Origin of the sequence: Halobacillus sp. KGW1, assembly GCF_001592845.1 — a bacterium.
GTDB lineage: Bacteria > Bacillota > Bacilli > Bacillales > Halobacillaceae > Halobacillus.
In genome coordinates, this window is record NZ_LSOC01000003.1 from 393,583 (window position 1) to 415,036 (window position 21,454).

A 21,454-nucleotide genomic window follows, 5' to 3' on the forward strand; every position below is an offset into this window, starting at 1 on the left:
ATCCATAAAAAAAGCCAGCCGTTCAGGCTGACTTTTTTTGCTATAAAGTCTTCTTAAATACAAAACTAACTTGATCATAGCCCATTTTATCCATGTAAAACCGGTGGGCGTCTTTGCGCTGGAGACCGGATGAGAGAGCCACACTCTCATACCCTTCTCCAACAGCCCAGTGATGGACGGCGTTTAACAGCTTCTCGCCACAGCCTTTCGAACGGTGCTTTTCGTCCGTCACCAAGTCACACACCCACACGAATCGTCCATAGTAGAGTGTCGTCATCGGTTTCACTCCCGCAACGGCCACGAGCTTTTCGTCTTCCATCCACGCAAAAAGACGGTAGCGGTCCACTCGCTGCGCTTCTGTCACCAAATCGAGGTAAGCGGATTCGGTAAGATGAGTCCGGAGCTGTTTCATGACGGGAAAAGCAGCGATAATCTCCTGTTTGGAAACCAATTCTTTCACCTTCATCCTCCTTATCTCAAATAGCCGCCATTGTTCAGATCGAACGTCGCACCAGTATAGTGCTTGGCCTTCTCCGACAAAAGAAAAACGACCGTATCTGCCACATCCTCAGGAAGAACCGGCGTATCAATCAGTTCACTTGCAAAATACTCCTCCACTCTCCATGCAGGGATTTGACTCATCATCGGTGTCTGAACGATGGTCGGGGCAACTGCGTTAACCCGGATGTACGGAGAGTAATTGATCGCACAGCTTTTTGTTAAGCCGATCAAAGCGGATTTCGAGAGACCGTAAATGGCATCCGTGCTGCCGTCCAAAGCGGATACACTCGACAGGTTGACGATCGATCCTCTCCGCTTCGACTCAAATAGACATTTACCGAAGAACTTGGAAAAATACACCGCCCCTTTAATATTGATATCAAGCACGCGGTCTATTTCCTCCGGTTCATATTGCATAATGTTTTTTGCAAGATAAATGCCGGCATTGTTGACTAAACCGTTCGTATCTGGATGTTCTTCTGTAACATACTCAAAGAACTTCTCCACATCTTCATATTTACTTATATCCAGTCGATAGGTATACAGACGTTCCTTACCTCCCATGGATTGTTTCAAATCATACAATGCGTCCTCCTTGATATCACAAGCAATGACGGCGGTCTGTTCCTGAAGACAATGGTTAACAATTGCCTTTCCGATTCCGGAGGCAGCACCAGTGACAATGACTTTTCCACTATTCCACACACGTTCCATCTCCTACTCCTGTATGTAATAAATTATCAAAATTGGTAAACACCATCATTATACTATCTCCAAAATTGGTTTACATTTATTTTTCTGAAAAATATTTCAGGAAAATATATCCTATTAATCTTAATGAAGAGAGCATCTTCCTTAAAAAGCTCAAACGACGAGTGGAAAGAGCCCATTCATAATGAGAAGAACAGCTATATCTAAATAGTAGTTCTGCAGAAAACAGGATTTATAAATGAAAGACATTAAAAGACCGTCCTCTCATATCAGGAAGACGGTACATAGTTTATAATTTAATGGCTCGAATAACCGTTTTCTCCGGCACCTATCTTTTTTTATTGTTGAGGGGTAAAGGTGACCAGCCTGCTGTTTTTTAAATCTGCAACCAGTATGTCTCCGTTTGGAAGAACAGTAATATCATGCGGGATTTTCATTGCTCCTTGACCAGACCCCCATTCACCAAACCGTTCTAAAATTACGCCTTGTTGATTCATGATGACAACTTGATTGGATCCTTTCCCTCCATTCTCATATAATTCATTCCCGCCGTCAGCAATATAAATCTTGCCATCTGAACCTGCATCAATACCAAAAGGCCGTCCCAGTTCGTCCTGGGTCCAGGTTTCTATATAATTCCCATCCTTCGCAAAAACCTGTACTCTCGCATTGCTCCGATCAGCTACATAGATGCGTCCATTTTCATCATGTGTGATACCGTGAGGAAGATGAAATTCCCCAGATTTCGTTCCCCTTTCATTACGTTCCCACTCAAGTTTTCCATTTTTATCAAACTTAACAATCCTGTTGTTACGGTACCCATCGCTGACCACGAAAGATCCGTCCTCCATAACGGTAACATCCGTCGGGCGAGCAAACGTGTACGCATCCATTCCAGTAGGAAATCCCGGAAGAACGTTACGTATGCGGAGAGCAGATTCCATATAAAACGGGTAATCAGAACCAAATGTCCGTATCATTTCCCCACTAGAATTGAATTGAAAAACTTTGTTTTGGAGAATATCTGTAATCCAAACATTATCCTTGGAATCGATCTCAATTCCATGAGGAGACTGAAATATGTTTCTCCCCCATCTTTCCTTCACTTCCTTCGTCTTTCCGTCAAGTACGATAACAGCAGGTTCTTCTACTAAGGACTTGTCACCAAAAGAAGAGCTTCCCCGATGTAAGTAATAAATATCTCCCTTTGAGTTGACGGCAACCCCGCTGGCCTCTCCCGCAAGCTGTTTGTCGCTCTCTGTTCTCGGCCATAATACCTCGTTATCATAGAAAGAAGCAGCCTCTTTTGGTTCAATAGATCTTTTGTATATAGGTTCTATATTTCCCATTCCCCACCATAGGAAAACGGCACATATAGAAATAACTAGAATGATAATGTATCTTTTCATTTTTTCTCCCCCTGTCTTTTCCCCTTACCTACTTTAGCGGGCCAAAGAGAATATTACGACAGGCTGCGGTTTTAATTTATCTAGGACCAGAGACGTAAAAAGAAGAGAGCGGATTCCTCTATTTCTAAGGAAACCGCTCTCTTCTTTATTTCACCGGCACCCTGCCAGTCACTTTCACCACTTTCCCCATCTCACTCGCTTCCAGGGCGGACAGGATCACTTCTAATGATTTTCTACCTTCTTCCCCGGTAATCAAAGGTTCACGATCATGAAAGATGGAGTCAACGAAATGATCGATTACATGGGTCGTCGTCTGACCGCCTTCCTCATTTGTCTGGATTTTATCCAGTTCGAAGTTCAGGACTTCTCCGGTCTTGTAGCGGATTCGGAAGGAATAGTCCGGGTCGTTCTCAAGCTCCATGACCCCCTTCTCGCCGTATAAGACGGTAGCATTGTCCCCGCCGGCAACGTAGGACCAGCTGGCAGTCAGTGTCCCGATGATACCACTGTCCATCTTCAGGATACAGACGGCGTTATCATCCACTTCGGTGTTCTCTTTGGCAGTCGTCTGGACGAATGAACTTATTTCATCGACTTCACCGAGCAGGTAGCGGATCAGGTCCGCTTTATGGACGCCGAGGTCCCCCATCGCGCCGACGAACGCTTTCTCTTTATCGAAGAACCAGCTGTCTGCGCCGTCGATGCTCCAATTTTCCGGACCACCGTGGCCGAAGGTCGTCCGGAAGCTGTAGATTCTGCCGAGCTCTCCGTCCTCAAGCATCTGCTTCGCTTTCTGGTGCGAAGCGACGAAGCGCTGGTTATGAGCGACCATCAGCTTCTTCCCGTTTGCTTCGGCAGCGGTGATCATCGCCTGTGCTTCCTCGCTGGATACAGCCATCGGCTTTTCACAGAGGACATGCTTCTTCGCTTCCAGGGCAGCAATGGTTACAGGGGCATGCAGAGCATTCGGGAGGCAGACGCTGACTGCATCTATATCCGCCCGCTTCAACAGTTCTCTGTAATCGAAGAACGCCTCGGCGCCGTATGATTCTGCTACAGCCAGCGCCCGGTCGTTGATGACATCACAGACCGCAGCGATTTCTACATTCGGATTCGTTTTATATTCCAGCAGGTGGCGCTTTTGTGCAATACTGCCGCAGCCGATGACTCCAACTCTGATCTTATTCATGATTGATTCATCCTTTCACTCATTTGATAACTATCTTCACGGAGCGGCGACGGAGTCACCGTACTTGTAAGGTCAACCTTCTTTCCGGAATCAGAAGAAGTATGGAAGGCATGCATCGCTTCCAGGACATGATAGGCAAGAGACCCATGCGTTCGGAACGGCGTCCCGTGCTTGATCGCCTCCGCCATATCGGCAAGACCGATTCCGCGGCTGTTCTCTGAATAGACCGATGGAACGGAGACTTCCTGCCAGACATCTTCCCCGCGTTTCTTATAGGAAACAGGGCCCCCGAACGTGTTCGGGTCCGGCACTTTCAAAGCCCCTTCTGTTCCGTAAAGCTCGATCAGCGAGCCTTCCGCCGGTGCTGCATCGAAGCTCATCGTTAAGGTGACAAGAGCCCCCTGTTCCATTTCGAGGATACCGGAATAGTGGGTTGGGGTTTCGACAGAAAGGACTGTCCCCTCCTTAGGACCACTTGCAATTGCACGTTCCGCGGGGCTTGTCGTCGCGACAGCCATAATGGACTTAATCGGACCGAGCAGCTGGATAAGGGCAGTCAAATAGTAAGGTCCCATATCAAACAGCGGCCCTCCTCCTTTCTGGTAAAAGAACTCCGGATGGTGGTGCCAGCGTTCCGGACCAAGATTCATCATGAAAGCGAGGCCGGACAATGGAATACCGATCGCTCCTTTCTCCATAAGCCCCTGACAAGTCTGGAGGCCTGCACCTAGGAACGTATCCGGAGCGACACCCACCTTCAAATTCTGTTCTTCCGCAAAGGCGAGGATTTCTCTTCCGTCTTCTAATGTGACGGCAAGGGGCTTTTCGCTGTAAACGTGCTTCCCGTTTCGAAGCGCTCCCATCGTAATTTCCTTATGAACGAGCGGCGGTGTCAGATTGATGACGACGTCGACCGCTTCGTCCTCCAACAGCTCCGTTACCGTGAGGGCGCGCTCGACGCCGTAAGCCTCTGCTTTCTCACGAGCGCGGTCCAGATCGACATCGGCACAAGCGATGATATCGAAGCTCGCAAATTCCTGACTATTTTTCAAATAAATATCGCTGATCGTTCCACAACCGATTATTCCTGCGCGAATTGTCATTTCTTCCACCTCTTCTTTCTCTCTATTATTCTTTCACGGCCCCGCCGGCAAGTCCCTTCACGACTTTCTCCTGTGAGAATAAGTACACGATCAGGATCGGAAGACTGGCAAGGGTAAGGGCTGCCATCAAGCCGGGGACGTTGACGGAGAATTCTCCTTTAAAGTCTTGGAGACCAAGCGGGAGCGTCATGTTCTCGGGACTTGAGATCAGCACAAGGGCAAAGATGAACTCATTCCATAAGTGGATGAAGTTGTAGATCAGCACCGTCATCAATGCCGGAGTCAGCATCGGCAAAATCACCCGCCAGAAGACGCCGAAGTGGGTACACCCATCCATCTTCGCTGCTTCTTCGAGCGATTTCGGAATTTCCTGCATGAATTGTGTCAGGATGAAGATCGATATCGGCAGACTAAAGGCGATATACGGTCCGAGCAGCGCCCAGATCGTATCATATAGGCCGATGTTTTCCGTAAACTTGAAAATCGGGATCAGCGTCGCATGGATCGGCAGCATCATCCCGGAGATGAAAAGCAGGAACAGAACGCGGTTGAATTTGAATTTCATCCGGCTCAGCGGATAACTCGCGAGTGCTGCAATGAACATGACGATGCCGACAGCAAGCACGGAAATCAGAATACTGTTGAAGAAGTAACGGGTCAGCCCCATTTCAAACACGGCGGCGAAGTTCTCTAAGTTGAAGGAAGAAAAGAAGGCAAACGGCTTTTCAAAGAAATCGGCCTGCGTCTTCAATGCCGTCGAAATCATATACAGGAACGGAAAGCCGGTGAAGACGAGCAGAAGAATGGCAAAGACATATAACGGAATGCGCTTGAATGTCGCTGTCATAGCAGTGCTCCTTTCTTTTTACGATAGAAATCAAGCATCTGAATGATGATGGTCACAATCAAAGCGATGAAAAACATCAGGAAGGCGATCGCACTCGCATACCCCATATTGAAATTGACGAAAGCTTGTTTGAACATATAGGTGCCCATCAGCTCGGTCCCATGGTTCGGGCCGCCGCCTGTCATGATATAGAAGATATCAAACGCCTTCAGGGAACCGACGATAGCGAGAATAGAGCTGCTCACAATAGTCGGCATCAGCATCGGCAGCGTGATATGGATGAACTTATGTAAAGCGTTCGCTCCGTCCATCTTGGCTGCTTCATACAGGTCTTCCGGAATACCGACGATCGCCGCTTTGAAGAGAATCATATAGAAAGGGGCGAACTGCCAGACGACAACAAGCAGGACGGCGAACATGGCGGTGTCGGCTTGACTGAGCCAGGCGACGTTTTCTACACCGAAGAGGGACACGATATTATTGACGATACCGTTAATCGGATCGAACATGAGCACCCACAAGAGACCGATGGCGACCGTCGACATGAGGAAAGGAAAGAAGTAAACGCTGCTCATGAAACGGATGCCTTTGACCGGGGCAAACAGCATCAAAGCCATTAACAGACCGAGTGGAATTTGGACGAAAACGGAAACGAGAACGACCCACGTATTATTCGTCAACGACGTCCAGAACACCGGGTCCTGGAACAACTGGACATAGTTCTGCAAACCGACGAACACCATCTCACTCATACCGTCCCATTCATACAAACTATATTGGAAAGTAGAAAAAATCGGATAAAGGACATAGACGGCATAAACGATGAAGGCTGGTGCGATAAACAACAGGATGGTCATCATATCCCTGGACTTGACGTTTTTCGTCTTTTCTTTCGTTCGGGAAGCTGCTTTTGATTTGGCTCGTGCCACTTTGTTCACATGTGTTTCCACAAGATCCCTCCTTTTTAATAGAAGGAAAGGGGGAAGCCCCCTTCCTCCTTTTATTCCAGTACTTCCTTCGCTTTCGCCTCCATCTTCTCTGCCGCCTCTTCCGGCGTCATCTCCAGTCCGAAGACAGCCTGGGTCGTATCTTTATGAAGCTCGGCAAGCTCTGGAGGAAGAGTTTGGTCGTAAGGCATCTGCAGGTGGGTCGCGCCTTCCACTACTTCATGGAATTTCTTCGTGAATTCATCATTCGGAACCACTCCATTGATGGAAGTAAGGGAACCGGTGCGGTCCGCGTATGCCTGTGCCGTTTCTTCACTTGTCAGTTCCTGAATTAATTCTGTAGCAAGATCCGGGTGTTCAGAGCTTTCTGATACCGACCATACAGGACTTGCGGAAGCTCCTAGATCCGTGACGGATCCTTTGCCGCCTTCCACTTCCGGAAAGACGAAGAAGTCGAGCTTCTCTTCGAATTCAGGTGCTTCCATACGGACATTGTTCAGGAAGGAAATCGTCATATCCATCATGGCCGCCTGACCGGAATACAAAAGCTGACGTCCTGTACCTTCGTCGTAAGGTACTCCGTTAAAGCCTTCATTAAAGGCATCGTTCTTCACCATTTCCTGTATGTACGTTCCCGCTTGTACATACCCCTCATCGTCGAACCCTTTCCCTTCTCTATGGAAAGCGCTGTCAAAAAGATCCGTACCCGCTTCTCTGCTTGCGAAGTTCATGAGGTAGTATGCGCCTGGCCATTTTGTCTTGTTGGCAAGGGCAATTGGAATGATGTCGTTCTCATTGAGCGTATCGTTGATTTCAAGCCATTCCTGGTATGTCTTAGGCTCTTCCAATCCATATTTATCAAAGATTTCTTTGTTGTAGAAAACGACGTCGATGGAGAGCCCAAGTGGCAGGCCGTACACTTTGTCATCGTACATCGAATTCTGAAGCGCCAATTCATTAAAGTGGGACTTGTCGACGTCCTCGGTTACATCCAGCACTTTTCCTTGATCAACGAACTGTTTCAGCCAGCCGCCGCCCCAGCTGTTGAATACATCAGGCGGGTTGCCGCCGGACATGGCAACAGACAGCTTCTGCTTATACGCATCGTTTGGAATCCGAAGGACTTTAACCTCGACATCCGGGTGCTTCTCCTCAAAGCGCTCGACTGCTTCTTCATACACCTTCTCCTTCTCGCCGGGATCGATGTGCCAGAACTCAAGCACCTTCTTCTCGCTTCCTCCTGCAGAATTGGAAGAACCGCTGCACGCAGTCAGAATCAAAACCAAGAACAACATCATTAACATCGCCAGTTTCTTCAATAGAACCGCTCCTTTATAATGATTTGATCAAACGGATGTCACGTTTTGTTTCTGCAGGTACTGGAAACTTTCCGCAATGCTATCAAGCGGGGACTGCTTCGATTGATCCTGTTCTACGATCCACCATTCCACCCCGTTCTTTCCACCGAGTTCAAGCACGCGCTCGATATCGACACCGCCTGTTCCAAGCTCTGCGAAGAACTGCTCTCCATCTGTCGTCATATCCTTCAAGTGGACGAGTGGCGTCCGACCCTGGTAATTCTCGAGCCATTTGGCTGGTGATTCTCCCGCTTTCGTCAGCCAGTAAATATCGAACTCCGCCTTCACCCACTCCGGATTCGTCTCTTTCAAAATATAGGCAAGCGGTGTCGTACCGTCCTCCCATGCTTCAAGCTCGAAGTCGTGGTTGTGATAGGAAAGCGTGATGCCTGCTGCATGAGCTTTCTCCCCTGCTTTATTCAACACGCTTACCAGATGCTCGTAATGTTCCTTCGTCCGCTGCTCCGGAAGCAGGTATGGGCAGACGATATGCTTGCTTCCAAGAATTTTCTGCTCTTCGATGACGCCGTCGATTCCCTCTTCCAGGACGTCGAGCGGAATATGACTGGATGCCGCCTTCAACCCGAGAAGGTCGAGCGTTTCCCGCACTTCTTCTGCCTGCAGGCCGCCGAGCCCGGCAAGCTCCACCCCGTCATAACCGAGGTCCGCCACTTGCTTCAGCACCCCCTTGAAATCTTTTTCACTTTCATTACGCAAGGTGAACATTTGTACAGCTACTGGAATCTTTGTCATTTGATACACTCCTTTATTTTGTTAATGTAAACGATTACAAAAAGGTTTTTTAAAAAAGGATGATGATAGCTCACCCCGTTTGTAATCGATTACATTTTACTAACCAATGATATTACAGCGGGACTACCTTCTTTTGCTGCTTCGCCCCGCACGACTCACGGATCACCAATTCATCCGACAATAGATGCTCCATCTTCGTGACTTCTTCCCCGTTCAGCTTCTTCAACAGAAGCTCCATCGCCCGTTTCCCCATATCGAAAAACGGCTGCGCAATGGTTGTCAGAGGCGGATTGTACATGGATGCAAACTGGATATTGTCAAACCCGACAACTGCCAGGTCTTCCGGTACCTTCCACTCAACAGCAGACGCTGCATTGATCGCTCCAATCGCCATGTCGTCACTTGCTGCAAAGACAGCAGTCGGACGTTCGGCTTGGGAAAGTAAGGACGTCATATGTTCATACCCGGATTCATAGGTGAAGTCCCCTTCCCGGATCAACCGTTCATCGACGCCGAGGCCGTGCTCGATCATCGCCTGACGATAGCCTTCGTAACGAAGCTCGGACAGTGGCATGCGAAGCGGCCCTGAAATACAGGCGATTCGTTTATGGCCGAGGCGGATGAGATGCTCGGTTGCTTTCCAGCCACTCTTTTTGTTATCGATCGACACAAACGGTATGTTCGAAGATGCCAAATGAGCGGTCGCAAGCACGATTGGAAACTCGTTTGAAATTTCCAGCATCAGACGCTCCTCCATTTTAGGAGACAGCATGATCATCCCGTCTACCTGCCGCTGCTTCAAGTGTTCGACAGATCCATACTCGCTGCCGAACTGGTTGTTGGTATTGCGGAGCAGGACACGATATCCGTGGACAGACGCTTCTTCCTCAATACCGCCGACGATTTCTGCAAACACCGTGTTACGGATGTTCGGCACAAGGACGAGAATCGTATTCGTCTCCGTGCGTCGGAAATGCCTGGCGAGCATATTCGGCTCATAATTCAACTGCTCAATCGCTTGGTCCACTTTCGCTTTCGTCACCGGCTTTACCGCTTCGGGATTGCGCAGCACGCGCGATACCGTTGCCGTTGAAACACCGGCAAGTTTCGCTACATCACTCATCTTCGCCATAAGTAAGCTCCTGTTCCTGTGTCAAAATGTAATCGATTACAAACAGTGTAAGCGATTCGTTTTGGAAATGCAATACTATCTAGAAAATATTCTGAATTTTTAAAATGGATGACGTGATTTTTTCTTCATCCATAAAAAAAAGCCCGCTGAATGCGGACTTATTCCAACATATCAAGCAGCTGATTCGTCTCTTCGGCGTTCAGCTCGTACGCCTCCGACTCGTGTCCTGCATAGGTCAGCCGACTGCTCTCTCCATCCATCTTCCATTGCAGGCCGTTCGTTTCCCCGTTTTCATAGCGGACAAGCAGGTCATAGTCCGGTTTCGTTCCGTTCACGTCGATGTCCTGTTTGACAGCGACGGTCTCTTCCGTAATTTCCTCGAATCTGGAAACTGTCTCCTTCTGATCGAGTACCGTGAAATGATTTTCGTTCAAGCCGCCATAGCCTCTTGACTCCGACACCTCAATCAATGACACGTCACCGAGCAGTTCCATCTGCTTATCTTCCGATTGACAGGCGGTCAACGTTAGTACCACAAGAAAAACTCCGATTACTTTTTTCACTATTTCCCTCCTGAACCGCTTCCCCATTGATCCATTGCCAGGAAAAACAGGGCCAGCATAATATTTAAAACCGCAAGGACGGCGTAATGCGTCCCTTCCATCCACCCGAGGGAATAGAACAGGGGGAAGACCATCGTCTCCACCCCGAACAGACAGAGCAGGAAGCCGAATCTTTTTGCGAGCTTAGGCTCGTCTTTCGGATGGAAGGTGGTATGATAGCCGGCGATAAATGCAGTCTTTCCTTTCTTTGCGACAGATAAGCCGGTTCCACAGAGAAGAAGACCGATCAGCACAAGGAAGAATGAAATCCAAAACATCTTCTGCCCCCTTACGTCCAGTAATGCTTTTCAAAATAGGCGATGAGCTCTGCCTTCCCGCCGTTTTCTGCGTGAAGCTTATGTAATAGATCGTGATTGTGGGTATGGGTGACACCCGTTTCCCGGACTTCTTCATACAGGGAGAAAAACGGCAGTTTTTTCTCCCTGGCAATCGCCAGTTCCCGTTCCACGTCATAGGCAACTTTACGAAATCTTACATCCGATATTCCATCTTCATCGATTTCAAGGAGGGCATACTGTGCCCTGAGGTCCCCGTTCAGTTTTCCCCATTTAAAAAAAGGCTGGCCGACGGTGCCGGGATTGATAATCAACTGTCCGTTTGTACTGTAGCGCAGAAGTGGGTGATGGGTGTGCGCGTAAATCGCGACATCATGGCCATCGTCAAATAAGCGGTCAAACCCTTCCTGAGGATGGGAGGGCCACAGGTCTCCTCCGTAGTTCTTATCCGGCAGGTGGTGGCTCAGGCGGATATGAAGCTTGTTGACCTGTTTCGTCTGGACAAGCGGCAGCGTTTTTATCCGATCGATGTAGGAAGGATTCAATCTTTCACAAAGGTATTTCGTGAGTCGTGTAACGTAAAGATCCGTAGCATTCCCGATGTCTATATCTTTCTTCAAGACGTCGAGGAAGCCATCCTCCCAGTTGCCGCGGACATAGGCGGAAGTGCGTACCTGATCCAACTGCTCGAATAAGTCATCCGCTCCCGGGCCGGGCATGATCAAATCTCCTAAAAACCAATAGTCTGTTACCCCTTGCCGTTTCGCGTCCTGCAGCACCGCCTCAAGGGCGGTTCCGTTGCCATGGACATCGGCAAGCAACGCAATGATAGGCATAACGCTTCCTCCTAATCTATTCTCTTTTGAACTGCTGCGGCGAGTGCTTCTGCTTTCCGGGAACCGATCACCACGACTTCTCCCGATTTCAGAGTCAGCTCTACGCCTTCCCTGCCGCCGGTATTATAGAGCTTTTCTCCCGAAAAATTGACCCGGATACCCCATCCCCCGAAACGGACGAGGGACCGGACACGGATGGAAGAGACCTTTTCAATATCCGCATGTAGAAACTTCCGGTATCTCAAGTGGAAGGGAAACAGTTTGACATACACGCCGTCGTCCCGGACCTGTGTCGTCATATTCACCTTTAAAGAAAACAAAGGAAGGAGGATTCCAAAAACTACCCAGGCAAGAATCAACCCGGAATCTGTCATCGGCTGATCTCCTAATGGAACACCCAACAAAATCTGCTGGATGAATGCATACCAAAAAATACCGGTAACCGTCCCGATTATCACGAAAAAGAACCACCTGCCGGGCCATTGTACTTCTTCATAGACGGAGTTCTTCTGTTTACCGTCCACCCATTAACCTCCAACACGTCCATTCCTTCATAAATTTTCCCCTTCCCCATTATGTACAAAGAGAACAAAACGTTCCCCATTTCTATATTTTAACAAACCCCATGTAATCTTTACATTCATAATATAGAATGTAAAGATCGCATGGGGGATTTCTGGTTATCTAATAACGTCCCGGTACTCAACGTTAAGAGCCTCGGCAATCAATTTAAGATCGATATTATTCCCCTCGTACCTATCAAAATCAGACGTTTCAATAGCATCGAGCTGATCGACGGTCAAATTTGACTTATCAGCAAGCTCCTTCTGGGTCATTCCTTGTTGCTCACGGATCTCCGCTATGCGGGTATATAGAAATCCTTCAATGTTTTTACTCATGACACACCCCTCCTTTCTTACTTCTTATCTTAAACAAAATGAAGAAAAAAGAAAAAGATTCCCTGTTTCATCACCAACTATTTGGAACGACGGAAGATGAGACAGTCATCCATTAATTCTGCTCCGTAGTAGCCGGCTGCAAGCAGCTCCTTCTGCGCAGTGAGATCCGCTCTTTGCACGACCTTCTCCCGTTCGTCCTCCCATTCCCATACGCCTGACACCGGGCGGTACAGGATATAACGGAGCATACCGGCGTACTTCTCTTTCAGACGGACAATCGCCATGCCTTGGGCAAGTTTGTCCTTCAGGCTGCTTATGTTCCGCGGATGAACCGTGCACAAGAGATGCGCTTTGTCGGTATCCTCTTCCTGAAAGGCCTGCATGATCCATGCCCCCATCCGTTTCTGGAGCCGGTTCCCGCGATAATCCGGCCGGACACAGGAAATTTCCTGATGAACGACAAGGTCCCACTCTTCTTCCGGAAGGCCGATATCCATGCCGAGGTTTTCCGGATCCGGACCTGGGTACCATAGTGCCCGAAAGGCGATCAGTTCCTCCTCGACAAAGACACCGATCAACAGCCCGGCTCCTTCTAAAATGGTGTTAAATTCCTGTTTCGAGAGCGGTTGGAGCGTGTCTTTTTCCTGAACCTGCGCTTCGACGATCATCTGCATGTGGAGCAGATCCTCAATATCTTCGGCTCCTAAACGCCGCACATGATAAACGGATACTCTGCCTGTCGGGTGGTGGATGATTTCTCCATGTGCTTTCATGATGATCCCTCATTTCCTGATGCTTGTGAATCGTTCTTTATACAGGGTGATCGTTTCGATGTAGTCACCGTCCGGCTCATAGCCGATTCCTGGTCTGTCGGGAACGTGGATGATCCCATCCTTCATTTCAACCGCTGGAGAAATGATGTCCCTCTCCCAATAATGAGAGGATGGAGCCGTATCTCCGGGATATGTAAATCCCTCAAGCGAGGTGATCGCTATGTTGTGCGCCCGGCCGATTCCCGTTTCCAGCATACCACCGCACCACATTGGAATGTTTTTCTCCATGCACAGATCATGGATGGCGAGCGTTTCCGTCAGACCTCCGACACGACCTACTTTCAAGTTGACAATTCGGCAGCTGTCGAGCTCCACCGCTTTCCTGACGTCCTCTTTCGTATGCAGGCTTTCATCCAGGCAGATCGGTGTCTGCAAATGCTTCTGCAGCTTGGCGTGATCGATGATATCGTCATGGTCGAGCGGCTGTTCAATCATCATCAGTCCAAAACGATCAAACTTCTTCAAGTGATCGATGTCCTCCAATGTATAAGCACAGTTGGCATCCGCCATCAGCTCGATGTTGGGGAAAGTTTCCCGTATCGCTTCCAACACGTCAATATCCCAGCCCGGTTTCACTTTCACCTTGATCCGTTTATATCCTGCATCGATGAAGTCCCGCACCTTTTCAAGCAGGGCTTCCTTCGTTTCTGTGATTCCAATGCTGACACCGACATCAATTTCCTTCTTGGTGCCACCAAGTACCTCACTCAATGTACGCCCTTCTTCCTTCGCATAAGCGTCCCAGACAGCCTGTTCGACGGCTGCCTTTGCATTGAAGTTCCCCCGGATCGACCGGAAACGTTCTGCAACCTCTGACGGATGGTCCAGCGCTTCCTCCAGCACCAACGGGAAAAGGAAATCCTTCATGATCGGCAGATTGGTCCCGATTGTTTCTTCATTATAGATCGGCTCCTTGATGGATACCGATTCCGCCCATCCGGAATACCCACTGTCCGTCTTTGCTTCAATAATAAGGACGTCCTTATCGTATTCCGTTCCCACACTCGTCGTAAACGGGTGGAGGAGATCCATTTTTATGTGTCTTAGTATGATTTCGTTGATTTTCATGTCATTTCCCCTCCCAGGTGACGTGGTCCGCTTCCAGAAGCAGCGCCTCCAAAATGTCGACTCCGGTGAAGAGCGCGGATGTATCGAAAGTCATTTTCGGATGATGAAGTCCCGGCTCAAGTCCACATCCAAGACCGATCATCGTCGCCGGCAGCCCTTTTTGGTGATGCGTGTAAAAGTGGAAGTCCTCTGCCCCCGGAGAAACACACGGCGGGACGACAGCATCATCCGAGACAGCCACTCCGATCGCCTTTTCAGCAAGTGCCACCGCTTGTTCGTGCTTGACTGCAGCAGGGGAAAATTCCACCCACTCCCATTCGATGTCTGTCTTCGTGTCCAAAGCCACCTGTCTCATAAGCGTCTCCGCCTGTTTCATGATGTCATCCAAAGTCCCTGTCTCCGCTGCCCGTGCATCGAACGTGAGACGGGCTTTTTCAGGAATGGCATTGGATGCTTCTCCAGCATGGAATTCCGTCACTTTGAACGAATACGGACGCTCGATGTGAACCTGTTTCAACGCCTCCAATAGTCTGGTTCCAGCTTCGATCGGGTTATTCGCAAATTCCGGACGGGCGGCATGGGCAGGAACCCCCCGTACGACGGCTTTCAGTGTGACGATCGATCCGTGGAGAATAACGGGCGCCGCCTTTTTGTTCGGTACTTCCTTCGCCGGGCGGAGGTGAATCCCTCCAAGAAACCGGACGTCATCCAGAGCTCCTCCCTTGAGCATCTGCAGGGCACCGGCCGCAATTTCCTCTGCGGGTTGAAAAATAAACCGGAGGGTATGATGGTAAGAATGCCCCGACTCTACAGCTCTTAAAGCGGTGTGCAGCACCATCGTACTGTGGGCGTCATGGCCGCAAGCGTGGTTCGGCCTCACTTCCCCGTCCACTTCCTGGAGCAGTGCATCCATATCGGCACGCAGGGCGATCACGGCATTCGTTTCCCCGCTTAACTCAGCATAAAAACCGTGATGGTCCGGAAATGTACGGAGGGCAAAACCAGCCGCCTCAAGCCTTCCCCTCAGATAGGCGGAAGTATTCTGCTCTTTTCCACTAGGCTCTGCAAGCTTATGCAAATCTTCATAGGTTCGTAGAATATCTTCGTGTTGCAATGGTGAGTCCTCCCTCTATGGTTAGAAAATCAAGTGAGCGATGCCGACGACAATCGGCAGCGTAATCAACGTTCGTATCAGGAAAATAAATACAAGGTCCTTGAAGGAAACCGGAAGTTTCGATCCAAGCAGCAAGCCTCCCATTTCCGACAGGTAAACAAGTTGCGTAACAGATACGCTTGCAATGATAAAGCGCGTCATTTCACTTTCTATCCCGCTTCCGATGACAGCCGGCAGAAACATATCCGCAAAACCGACGACCATCGTCTGACCGGCTGCCTCTGCTTCCGGCACCTGCATCAGCATAAGCAGCCATTCGAACGGCTTGCCGATGATGGTGAAAAAGGAAGTGAATTCTGCTATGACGACGGCGACCGTTCCAATCGCCATGACGACAGGAAGGACGCCGATCCACATATCCAGCACGTTCTGCATTCCCTCTTTCAGTGTCGCTTTCACACCGCCGCCGCTTCTCGCCTTCCTGAGCGCCTGAGTCGTTCCCCATCGGAACAGCGAAGTCCCCGACGGAATCGCTTCTTCGGTCTTTCTTGTCGTTCCCTCATAGACGTCATCCTTCTTCCAGGACAACGGAGGAATACGAGGCATAATCAAGGCAGCAGCAAGCCCTGCTATGATGATCGTGGCGTAATAAGGCAGGAAATAGCTCTCCATTTCCAGGTAACTGATGACGACAATCGTGAATGTGATCGAGACAATGGAGAACGTCGTCGCGACGACACCTGCTTCTCTTTTTGTGTAATACCCTTCTTCATACTGCTTCGATGTCAACAGGACACCGATGGTCCCGTCCCCGACCCAGGAAGCGAGACAGTCCAATGAGGAACGCCCGGGAAGGGTGAACAGAGGACGCATCACTTTACGAAGCAGCGCTCCGACGAATTCAAGCAGACCGAAATTCAGCAGCAATGGAAGCAGAAAACCTGCCAATAGAAAGGTAGTGAACAGAACAGGCAAAAGGTCGAACAACAGCATTCCGCCTGTCACGTCGGACGTCAGAAAATCGGGCCCCAGCGTAAGAAGAGCCATCCAGGCAAAGATCATCCCGATAACCCTCGTCATCACCCAGTTTTTACGGACATAAAACAAGGCCTTCCAATAGGTGGATTCCATGATCCATTTCGGCTTCCACAAATAAGCGGCGAGCGATCCAATGACAGAGATCGTTATCGCCAACACCGTCAGGACAGGTATTGTGCCGGCAAACCCTTCATTCAGCCCATTCGCAAGGAAAGCGACGGGAATCGTGATCCCATCCTCCGTCTGAATCGGCACCATAAAAAACAACAGCCCCAACAGGGACGGAAGAATGAATGCCGCGTAATCCTTGGCAGAAAACCTCTTTTTCTCACGTTCGACATGCTTCCACTGTTCCTGCATCCCTTCCACTCCTCTTCATTCTAAAAATAGATTCTGTTCAGCATAGAGCTGTTCCATTCGCTGCTGACGCTCGCGCATTTCGTTTCCGCCTTCTTCCATAACCGCTTCGATCAGCATTTCCGATATGCTTACGGCTCCCGCGATGGAGTGATAATCCGATTCCATCCGCTCTTCTGTCGTAACCGTGATGTCTGCTGATCGGGCAGGCGGGGCGAGCGCTTTGTTCGTAAGGACGAGCACCACCGCCCCTTGCTTCTTGGCTTCTTCCGCCAACAACATCCCTTCTTTTCGGTATCTTGGAAAAGAAAATAATACAAGAAGGGAATTCTCCCGGATATCACCTATATCTTCTGCTGCCACGCCGTCAGGACCGGATAAGGACACCCTGCTTCTCAACTTCCTAAGCGCCGCGTAGAACCAGTAACCCACAGCATAGGAGCTGCCGAAACCTGCGATATGGACTTGTTCGGCTGCGATTAAAGCATCGACCGCCTGCTTCAACTGCCCTCGATCCAGCTGTTCCAGTAATTGACCGAACACATGCCTTTCTTTCTCCGCAACGTCAGAAAAAACATCGTATGCCGGGGAATGCTCCCGTACGCTCTGCTTCTGCTTGAGAAACTCCTCTCTGATTGCCTCCTGAAGATGAGAAAAGCCGCGAAACCCAAGGACGTTGGAAAGTCGAATGACCGTCGTTTCACTCACTCCCGCCAGCCTGCCAAGCCGGGACGCGGTTGCAAGCGCGCTTTCTTCCCGGTGATCGATCATATAAGCCGCCACCTTTTTTTGACCTGGTGATAAGGAGGAATAAACACCTTTGATCGTTTCCAGCAACGATTCTTCCATCCTTTTTCCTCCTTTATTCTCGATGAAGGATTTCCTTCTTTTTTATAAATGTACCGCATCTAATCCTTCCTTACAATCATTTGTTTGAAAATTACGAAATAATCATCCCCGCTCGTGTATTGTATAAATATTCAAACAGGTGTATGATAACTGGAAAAAGAAAGATGGGGACAGATCTTGAAACAAACACTGCAATCCGCCAAACTCTCTGACTACTTACAAGAGTCAGAGGTAGTAGATTATAATCATCCCTCGACCGTAAAACTATCGGAACAGCTATTTGACAAAAAGCAGACAGATATAGAGAAAGCAGAAGCGGCATTCACCTTCGTGCGCGATGAAATCGCTCATTCCTGGGATATTCAGAGTACGGCAGTTACCCGTACGGCATCTGAAGTATGGAAGGAGAAAGAGGGCATCTGTTATGCGAAATCAAATCTACTGGCGGCTCTGCTTAGAAGCGAAGGGATTCCCACAGGCTTCTGCTATCAGCGGCTGATGCTTTTCGACAAGCCGGAGAAAGGCTACTGCATCCATGCACTGAACAGCGTCTATCTCAAGACGTTGGAGCGTTGGATAAGAGTCGACGCCCGCGGGAATAAGCCTGGTGTTCACGCCGTATTCTCCACGACAGAAGAACACCTTGCTTTTCAGACGGAGGAGGACAAGGGAGAAAAAGATTATCCGGTTATTTATACCCAACCGAACGAAAAGACGATGCAGGTGCTGCAGGCGCATACGGATGCTCTCCACATGTACTTACACCATCTTCCCGACGACTTATGAAAAAAACGATGATATTATTCCCGCAACCATACGGGGACATTGGAGGAAACGTTGGATTCTACAGCCGCTGCTTTAGCGAACGGGGAAGAAGCATGTTCGCTCATGAAGAAGAACATGCAGTTGTACCGTTCTGTCGGATTCGTCCTTTATGTAGAGATATTGTGTAGCAACCAAACGGAAGCAATATCAAGGGGCATCCTCGAAAATAAAACGATGACTTTAAAGAAACGAGGGATTTCCATGCAGCAAATCGTTCATACGTGGGTACCTCATAAAGAGCTCACCCATTACATCGCTATCGATCAATGGAAACAGGACTTGGACAGGCTGGAGTTGACGTTTTATTTATGTAAGAAAGACAGCTATTACGGCACAGAATTTGATGACAAAACAGCCACATTCCTCTTTGATTCACCGGTTGCTGTCCGTTATTCGGATGAAGGAATGAGAACAGATTTGATCGATGCTCCCTTCGTTGACAAGGAAGGAGTGGCGCGGGATCGCGTCTGGCCGTACTTCATCGTGGAACATGCGCATTTCACAGATTGGCAGAAACAGTACGGAACCATCGGGGACGGCTCCGATGTGGTCTGTTACGGTTTGACAGAGCAGCATTATCTCATTGAAGTCATCAGCTATACCCCGCCTGTGGTAACGATAGGAAGGAAAGAACCAGAGTAAAAGGTCGTATCATAAGAGATACGACCTTTTTTTAATAGAGCAGCATCTCATAACTTCCACGGACCGCCAAAACGATACCCATCGTTTTGTTGAAACAACTCACCTTCCTCTTCTGTCAAAGATTCATGTTTAACTACCTTCAAAAGCTGCATTCTGTAATGAATAAGAAATACAACGTTCACAAAATGTTCACTTACGAAGCAGCATTCCTTCTCGCTATAATGCAGAAATAACCAAGAGAAAGGATGTTATCTTTATGCCCACAAATAAAAAAGAAAACCTGCAATTCGGATTTCTGATGAGTTTCGGTATGGTCTTAGTCATGACGATATACAACTTCTATCTTCACGGAACGATCCATGAGATGACCTTCATGGAAGGAGTGCTTAACTTCCTGATTGCGTTTATCGTCGCCTTCATTCTTGATTTATTCATCGTCGGACCGACCGCTAAGAAAGTCGCCTTCAAGCTGACGGCTCGTACATCGAAGAAGCTTTACAAGATCCTGGCAATTTCCATAAGCATGGTCATCGGCATGGCGGCACTTATGTCGATGTTCGGACTAGTGACAATGAGCCTTCACAGCGGCTTCCACGTAGAAACGGTCGTTACTGATTACCTGACTATCTTCGGTTCGAATTTCATCCTGGCGCTCCCTTTGCAGCTTGTCGTCATGGGACCGCTTGTACGCTTCCTTTTCACAAAGTTCATTCAATCACCAGGGACAGCTTCCGCAACCGTATAGAAAACGAAAAAACCATCTCTCCTTTCATAGGGAGAGATGGTTTTTTATAAACCGTTTCAATCCACCTTCATCCTGCCATCCCGCAAGTACTTTTGAATTTTGCGCATGGCGGACGACTGGCTGATCCCGAGACTCTCCGCCACCTTATAACTCGATCCATACTGATCATAGGCTTCAGCGACGAGGAACCTTTCCAGCTGCTCAAGCTTCTCAGGAAGCGTCACCGCCTGAGCAATCGACCCTGTCTTGATCATCGACGGAAGCTGATCCATCGTGATTTCGTCGGAGTCTGTCGTAATCAGGAGGCGTTCGATCAAGTTCTCCAGTTCACGGACGTTGCCCGGCCAGTCGTATTCGTAGAACGCATGCAGAACGAGCGGGGACAGTTTCACATTCCTGTCATAAAGGGCATTGTACTTCTTTAGGAAATACATCGAGAGCGGGTAAATATCCGCTTCCCGGTCCCGGAGGGGAGGGACATCGATCGGTACGACGTGAATACGGTAGAAAAGATCTTTCCGGAAAGTACCTGCTTTCACCCGCTCCTCCAAATTTTGATTTGTAGAGAAAAGGAAGCGGATGTCCACGTCGATGCGGCGATGTTTTGAGACGATTTGCTTCGTTTCCAATACGCGGAGCAGCTTTCCCTGAATGTCTATAGACATCTCCCCGATGGCATCCAGAAACAATGTGCATCCATCCGTCAGCTCGATTAACCCTTCGACGCCGTACTCAGGATTTCCGAATAACTCTGTCTCAAGCAGATGATCGGGAAGGTCCGCACAGTTCACTTCATAGAACTTTTGATTCCGGCGGCTGCTCAGCTTGTGAATTTTCGATGCCAGCAAATTCTTGCCGACACCCGTTTCCCCCTTCAAGAGGACAGTAGCTTCTGTGCCTGCGACTTTTGTCATCATACGCGTGACACGCTTCATCCACTTACTTTCCGTAATAAGGTCGGCCACTTCACCGGTCTTTTCATTCTGCTGTGTATTCAGCTGTTTCTCCAGCTGCTCCATACGGTTCTTTAATGTTGTGAAATCTGTTAAATCCCTTGAATAGCTGATCACTTTCGTCAATTCCCCCGTTACAGGGTCAAATACCGGCTGTGATTTCACGAGCAGGCGTCTTCCCTGCTTCGTTTCCTGCATCACTTCCACCGGGCACTCCTGCTTCATGACTTCGACAGTCGCAGAAGGGGTAAACAACTCTTCAGCAAGTTCATAAATATGTTTTCCAATTAATGCAGAAGAGGGAATGCCATAATTCTGTTCACAGGACTCATTGACATATAAAACCATCCCATTTTGGTCGGTGACAAAGATCTCATCAAAGGAATGTTCAACAATATCTTTAAACATTTGATAATCCTGTAATTTCAGAATATCCATGGTATCACC

At 48.8% G+C, this 21,454-nt stretch carries 24 protein-coding genes; 3 read left to right on the forward strand and 21 right to left on the reverse strand.

Annotation, left to right across the window (positions count from 1 at the left end; genetic code table 11):
• Positions 1-40: 40 nt before the first annotated feature.
• The 20 genes from AXG56_RS10925 to AXG56_RS11020 all read right to left on the reverse strand — a co-directional run bounded on the left by AXG56_RS10925 (position 41) and on the right by AXG56_RS11020 (position 17,842).
• Positions 41-466: a GNAT family N-acetyltransferase gene (locus AXG56_RS10925; RefSeq protein WP_035388300.1), complete on the reverse strand. Its 426-nt coding sequence runs from the start codon at positions 464-466 to the stop codon at positions 41-43.
• Positions 467-471: 5 nt separating this feature from the next.
• Complete coding sequence (locus tag AXG56_RS10930; RefSeq protein ID WP_062514450.1) at positions 472-1,215, reverse strand: SDR family NAD(P)-dependent oxidoreductase; 744 nt, start codon at positions 1,213-1,215, stop codon at positions 472-474.
• A gap of 335 nt (positions 1,216-1,550) precedes the next feature.
• Complete coding sequence (locus AXG56_RS10935) at positions 1,551-2,621, reverse strand: peptidyl-alpha-hydroxyglycine alpha-amidating lyase family protein (protein ID WP_008633253.1); 1,071 nt, start codon at positions 2,619-2,621, stop codon at positions 1,551-1,553.
• Positions 2,622-2,766: 145 nt separating this feature from the next.
• Positions 2,767-3,810 carry a Gfo/Idh/MocA family protein gene (locus tag AXG56_RS10940; RefSeq protein WP_062514451.1) on the reverse strand — a complete coding sequence of 348 codons (1,044 nt, stop codon included), beginning with the start codon at positions 3,808-3,810 and terminating at the stop codon, positions 2,767-2,769.
• Entirely contained in the window at positions 3,807-4,913 is a 1,107-nt protein-coding gene (locus AXG56_RS10945) for a Gfo/Idh/MocA family protein (RefSeq protein ID WP_062514453.1), read from the reverse strand. The genes AXG56_RS10940 and AXG56_RS10945 overlap by 4 nt, the downstream gene beginning before the upstream one ends.
• 25 nt (positions 4,914-4,938) lie before the next feature.
• Complete coding sequence (locus tag AXG56_RS10950) at positions 4,939-5,760, reverse strand: carbohydrate ABC transporter permease (RefSeq protein WP_008633261.1); 822 nt, start codon at positions 5,758-5,760, stop codon at positions 4,939-4,941.
• Entirely contained in the window at positions 5,757-6,710 is a 954-nt protein-coding gene (locus tag AXG56_RS10955; protein ID WP_008633264.1) for a carbohydrate ABC transporter permease, read from the reverse strand. The genes AXG56_RS10950 and AXG56_RS10955 overlap by 4 nt, the downstream gene beginning before the upstream one ends.
• A 50-nt stretch (positions 6,711-6,760) precedes the next feature.
• Positions 6,761-8,026, reverse strand: coding sequence for an ABC transporter substrate-binding protein (locus AXG56_RS10960; RefSeq protein WP_062514455.1), 1,266 nt, complete (start codon positions 8,024-8,026; stop codon positions 6,761-6,763).
• A 27-nt stretch (positions 8,027-8,053) separates the two neighbouring features.
• Positions 8,054-8,818, reverse strand: coding sequence for a sugar phosphate isomerase/epimerase (locus AXG56_RS10965; RefSeq protein ID WP_008633268.1), 765 nt, complete (start codon positions 8,816-8,818; stop codon positions 8,054-8,056).
• Positions 8,819-8,930: 112 nt separating this feature from the next.
• Positions 8,931-9,950: a LacI family DNA-binding transcriptional regulator gene (locus tag AXG56_RS10970; protein ID WP_062514457.1), complete on the reverse strand. Its 1,020-nt coding sequence runs from the start codon at positions 9,948-9,950 to the stop codon at positions 8,931-8,933.
• A gap of 158 nt (positions 9,951-10,108) precedes the next feature.
• Positions 10,109-10,513 carry a hypothetical protein gene (locus AXG56_RS10975; RefSeq protein WP_062514459.1) on the reverse strand — a complete coding sequence of 135 codons (405 nt, stop codon included), beginning with the start codon at positions 10,511-10,513 and terminating at the stop codon, positions 10,109-10,111.
• Positions 10,513-10,830, reverse strand: coding sequence for a hypothetical protein (locus tag AXG56_RS10980; RefSeq protein ID WP_062514462.1), 318 nt, complete (start codon positions 10,828-10,830; stop codon positions 10,513-10,515). The genes AXG56_RS10975 and AXG56_RS10980 overlap by 1 nt, the downstream gene beginning before the upstream one ends.
• 11 nt (positions 10,831-10,841) lie before the next feature.
• Positions 10,842-11,684: a metallophosphoesterase gene (locus tag AXG56_RS10985; RefSeq protein ID WP_062514465.1), complete on the reverse strand. Its 843-nt coding sequence runs from the start codon at positions 11,682-11,684 to the stop codon at positions 10,842-10,844.
• A gap of 11 nt (positions 11,685-11,695) precedes the next feature.
• Positions 11,696-12,208, reverse strand: a complete 513-nt coding sequence (locus AXG56_RS10990; protein WP_008633278.1) for a DUF6141 family protein — start codon at positions 12,206-12,208, stop codon at positions 11,696-11,698.
• A gap of 156 nt (positions 12,209-12,364) precedes the next feature.
• Positions 12,365-12,583: a helix-turn-helix transcriptional regulator gene (locus tag AXG56_RS10995; protein WP_008633280.1), complete on the reverse strand. Its 219-nt coding sequence runs from the start codon at positions 12,581-12,583 to the stop codon at positions 12,365-12,367.
• 77 nt (positions 12,584-12,660) lie between these two features.
• Positions 12,661-13,356 carry a hypothetical protein gene (locus AXG56_RS11000; protein ID WP_008633282.1) on the reverse strand — a complete coding sequence of 232 codons (696 nt, stop codon included), beginning with the start codon at positions 13,354-13,356 and terminating at the stop codon, positions 12,661-12,663.
• A gap of 9 nt (positions 13,357-13,365) precedes the next feature.
• Positions 13,366-14,484: an o-succinylbenzoate synthase gene (menC, locus tag AXG56_RS11005; protein WP_062514466.1), complete on the reverse strand. Its 1,119-nt coding sequence runs from the start codon at positions 14,482-14,484 to the stop codon at positions 13,366-13,368.
• 1 nt (position 14,485) lies between these two features.
• Positions 14,486-15,598 (reverse strand): amidohydrolase, encoded by a 1,113-nt coding sequence (locus AXG56_RS11010; protein ID WP_062514468.1) that lies wholly within the window; start codon positions 15,596-15,598, stop codon positions 14,486-14,488.
• 21 nt (positions 15,599-15,619) lie between these two features.
• Entirely contained in the window at positions 15,620-16,996 is a 1,377-nt protein-coding gene (locus AXG56_RS11015; protein ID WP_062514470.1) for a YjiH family protein, read from the reverse strand.
• Between the two features lie 15 nt (positions 16,997-17,011).
• Entirely contained in the window at positions 17,012-17,842 is an 831-nt protein-coding gene (locus tag AXG56_RS11020; RefSeq protein WP_062514472.1) for a MurR/RpiR family transcriptional regulator, read from the reverse strand.
• 177 nt (positions 17,843-18,019) lie between these two features.
• Between AXG56_RS11020 and AXG56_RS11025 the strand changes: the two genes are divergently transcribed.
• The 3 genes from AXG56_RS11025 to AXG56_RS11035 all read left to right on the forward strand — a co-directional run bounded on the left by AXG56_RS11025 (position 18,020) and on the right by AXG56_RS11035 (position 20,054).
• On the forward strand, positions 18,020-18,628 hold the full coding sequence (locus AXG56_RS11025; protein ID WP_062514474.1) for a transglutaminase family protein: 609 nt from the start codon (positions 18,020-18,022) through the stop codon (positions 18,626-18,628).
• 51 nt (positions 18,629-18,679) lie between these two features.
• A complete protein-coding gene (locus AXG56_RS11030; protein WP_062514475.1) occupies positions 18,680-19,309 on the forward strand; it encodes a hypothetical protein in 630 nt (209 codons plus the stop codon).
• A 256-nt stretch (positions 19,310-19,565) separates the two neighbouring features.
• Positions 19,566-20,054 carry a DUF2798 domain-containing protein gene (locus tag AXG56_RS11035; protein ID WP_062514477.1) on the forward strand — a complete coding sequence of 163 codons (489 nt, stop codon included), beginning with the start codon at positions 19,566-19,568 and terminating at the stop codon, positions 20,052-20,054.
• Positions 20,055-20,110: 56 nt separating this feature from the next.
• On the opposite strand, the gene AXG56_RS11040 is transcribed toward AXG56_RS11035, so the two are convergent.
• Positions 20,111-21,445, reverse strand: coding sequence for a sigma-54-dependent Fis family transcriptional regulator (locus AXG56_RS11040; protein WP_051348916.1), 1,335 nt, complete (start codon positions 21,443-21,445; stop codon positions 20,111-20,113).
• Between the last annotated feature and the right edge of the window lie 9 nt (positions 21,446-21,454).

Excerpts from the sequence above, each read along its gene's own strand:
- AXG56_RS10925 (WP_035388300.1), bottom strand. The coding sequence starts at position 466 with ATGAAGGTGAAAGAATTGGTTTCCAAACAGGAGATTATCGCTGCTTTT.
- AXG56_RS10930 (WP_062514450.1), bottom strand. The coding sequence starts at position 1,215 with ATGGAACGTGTGTGGAATAGTGGAAAAGTCATTGTCACTGGTGCTGCC.
- AXG56_RS10935 (WP_008633253.1), bottom strand. The coding sequence starts at position 2,621 with ATGAAAAGATACATTATCATTCTAGTTATTTCTATATGTGCCGTTTTC.
- AXG56_RS10940 (WP_062514451.1), bottom strand. The coding sequence starts at position 3,810 with ATGAATAAGATCAGAGTTGGAGTCATCGGCTGCGGCAGTATTGCACAA.
- AXG56_RS10945 (WP_062514453.1), bottom strand. The coding sequence starts at position 4,913 with ATGACAATTCGCGCAGGAATAATCGGTTGTGGAACGATCAGCGATATT.
- AXG56_RS10950 (WP_008633261.1), bottom strand. The coding sequence starts at position 5,760 with ATGACAGCGACATTCAAGCGCATTCCGTTATATGTCTTTGCCATTCTT.
- AXG56_RS10965 (WP_008633268.1), bottom strand. The coding sequence starts at position 8,818 with ATGACAAAGATTCCAGTAGCTGTACAAATGTTCACCTTGCGTAATGAA.
- AXG56_RS10970 (WP_062514457.1), bottom strand. The coding sequence starts at position 9,950 with ATGGCGAAGATGAGTGATGTAGCGAAACTTGCCGGTGTTTCAACGGCA.
- AXG56_RS10980 (WP_062514462.1), bottom strand. The coding sequence starts at position 10,830 with ATGTTTTGGATTTCATTCTTCCTTGTGCTGATCGGTCTTCTTCTCTGT.
- AXG56_RS10985 (WP_062514465.1), bottom strand. The coding sequence starts at position 11,684 with ATGCCTATCATTGCGTTGCTTGCCGATGTCCATGGCAACGGAACCGCC.
- AXG56_RS10995 (WP_008633280.1), bottom strand. The coding sequence starts at position 12,583 with ATGAGTAAAAACATTGAAGGATTTCTATATACCCGCATAGCGGAGATC.
- AXG56_RS11000 (WP_008633282.1), bottom strand. The coding sequence starts at position 13,356 with ATGAAAGCACATGGAGAAATCATCCACCACCCGACAGGCAGAGTATCC.
- menC (WP_062514466.1), bottom strand. The coding sequence starts at position 14,484 with ATGAAAATCAACGAAATCATACTAAGACACATAAAAATGGATCTCCTC.
- AXG56_RS11015 (WP_062514470.1), bottom strand. The coding sequence starts at position 16,996 with ATGCAGGAACAGTGGAAGCATGTCGAACGTGAGAAAAAGAGGTTTTCT.
- AXG56_RS11020 (WP_062514472.1), bottom strand. The coding sequence starts at position 17,842 with ATGGAAGAATCGTTGCTGGAAACGATCAAAGGTGTTTATTCCTCCTTA.
- AXG56_RS11035 (WP_062514477.1), top strand. The coding sequence starts at position 19,566 with ATGCCCACAAATAAAAAAGAAAACCTGCAATTCGGATTTCTGATGAGT.
- AXG56_RS11040 (WP_051348916.1), bottom strand. The coding sequence starts at position 21,445 with ATGGATATTCTGAAATTACAGGATTATCAAATGTTTAAAGATATTGTT.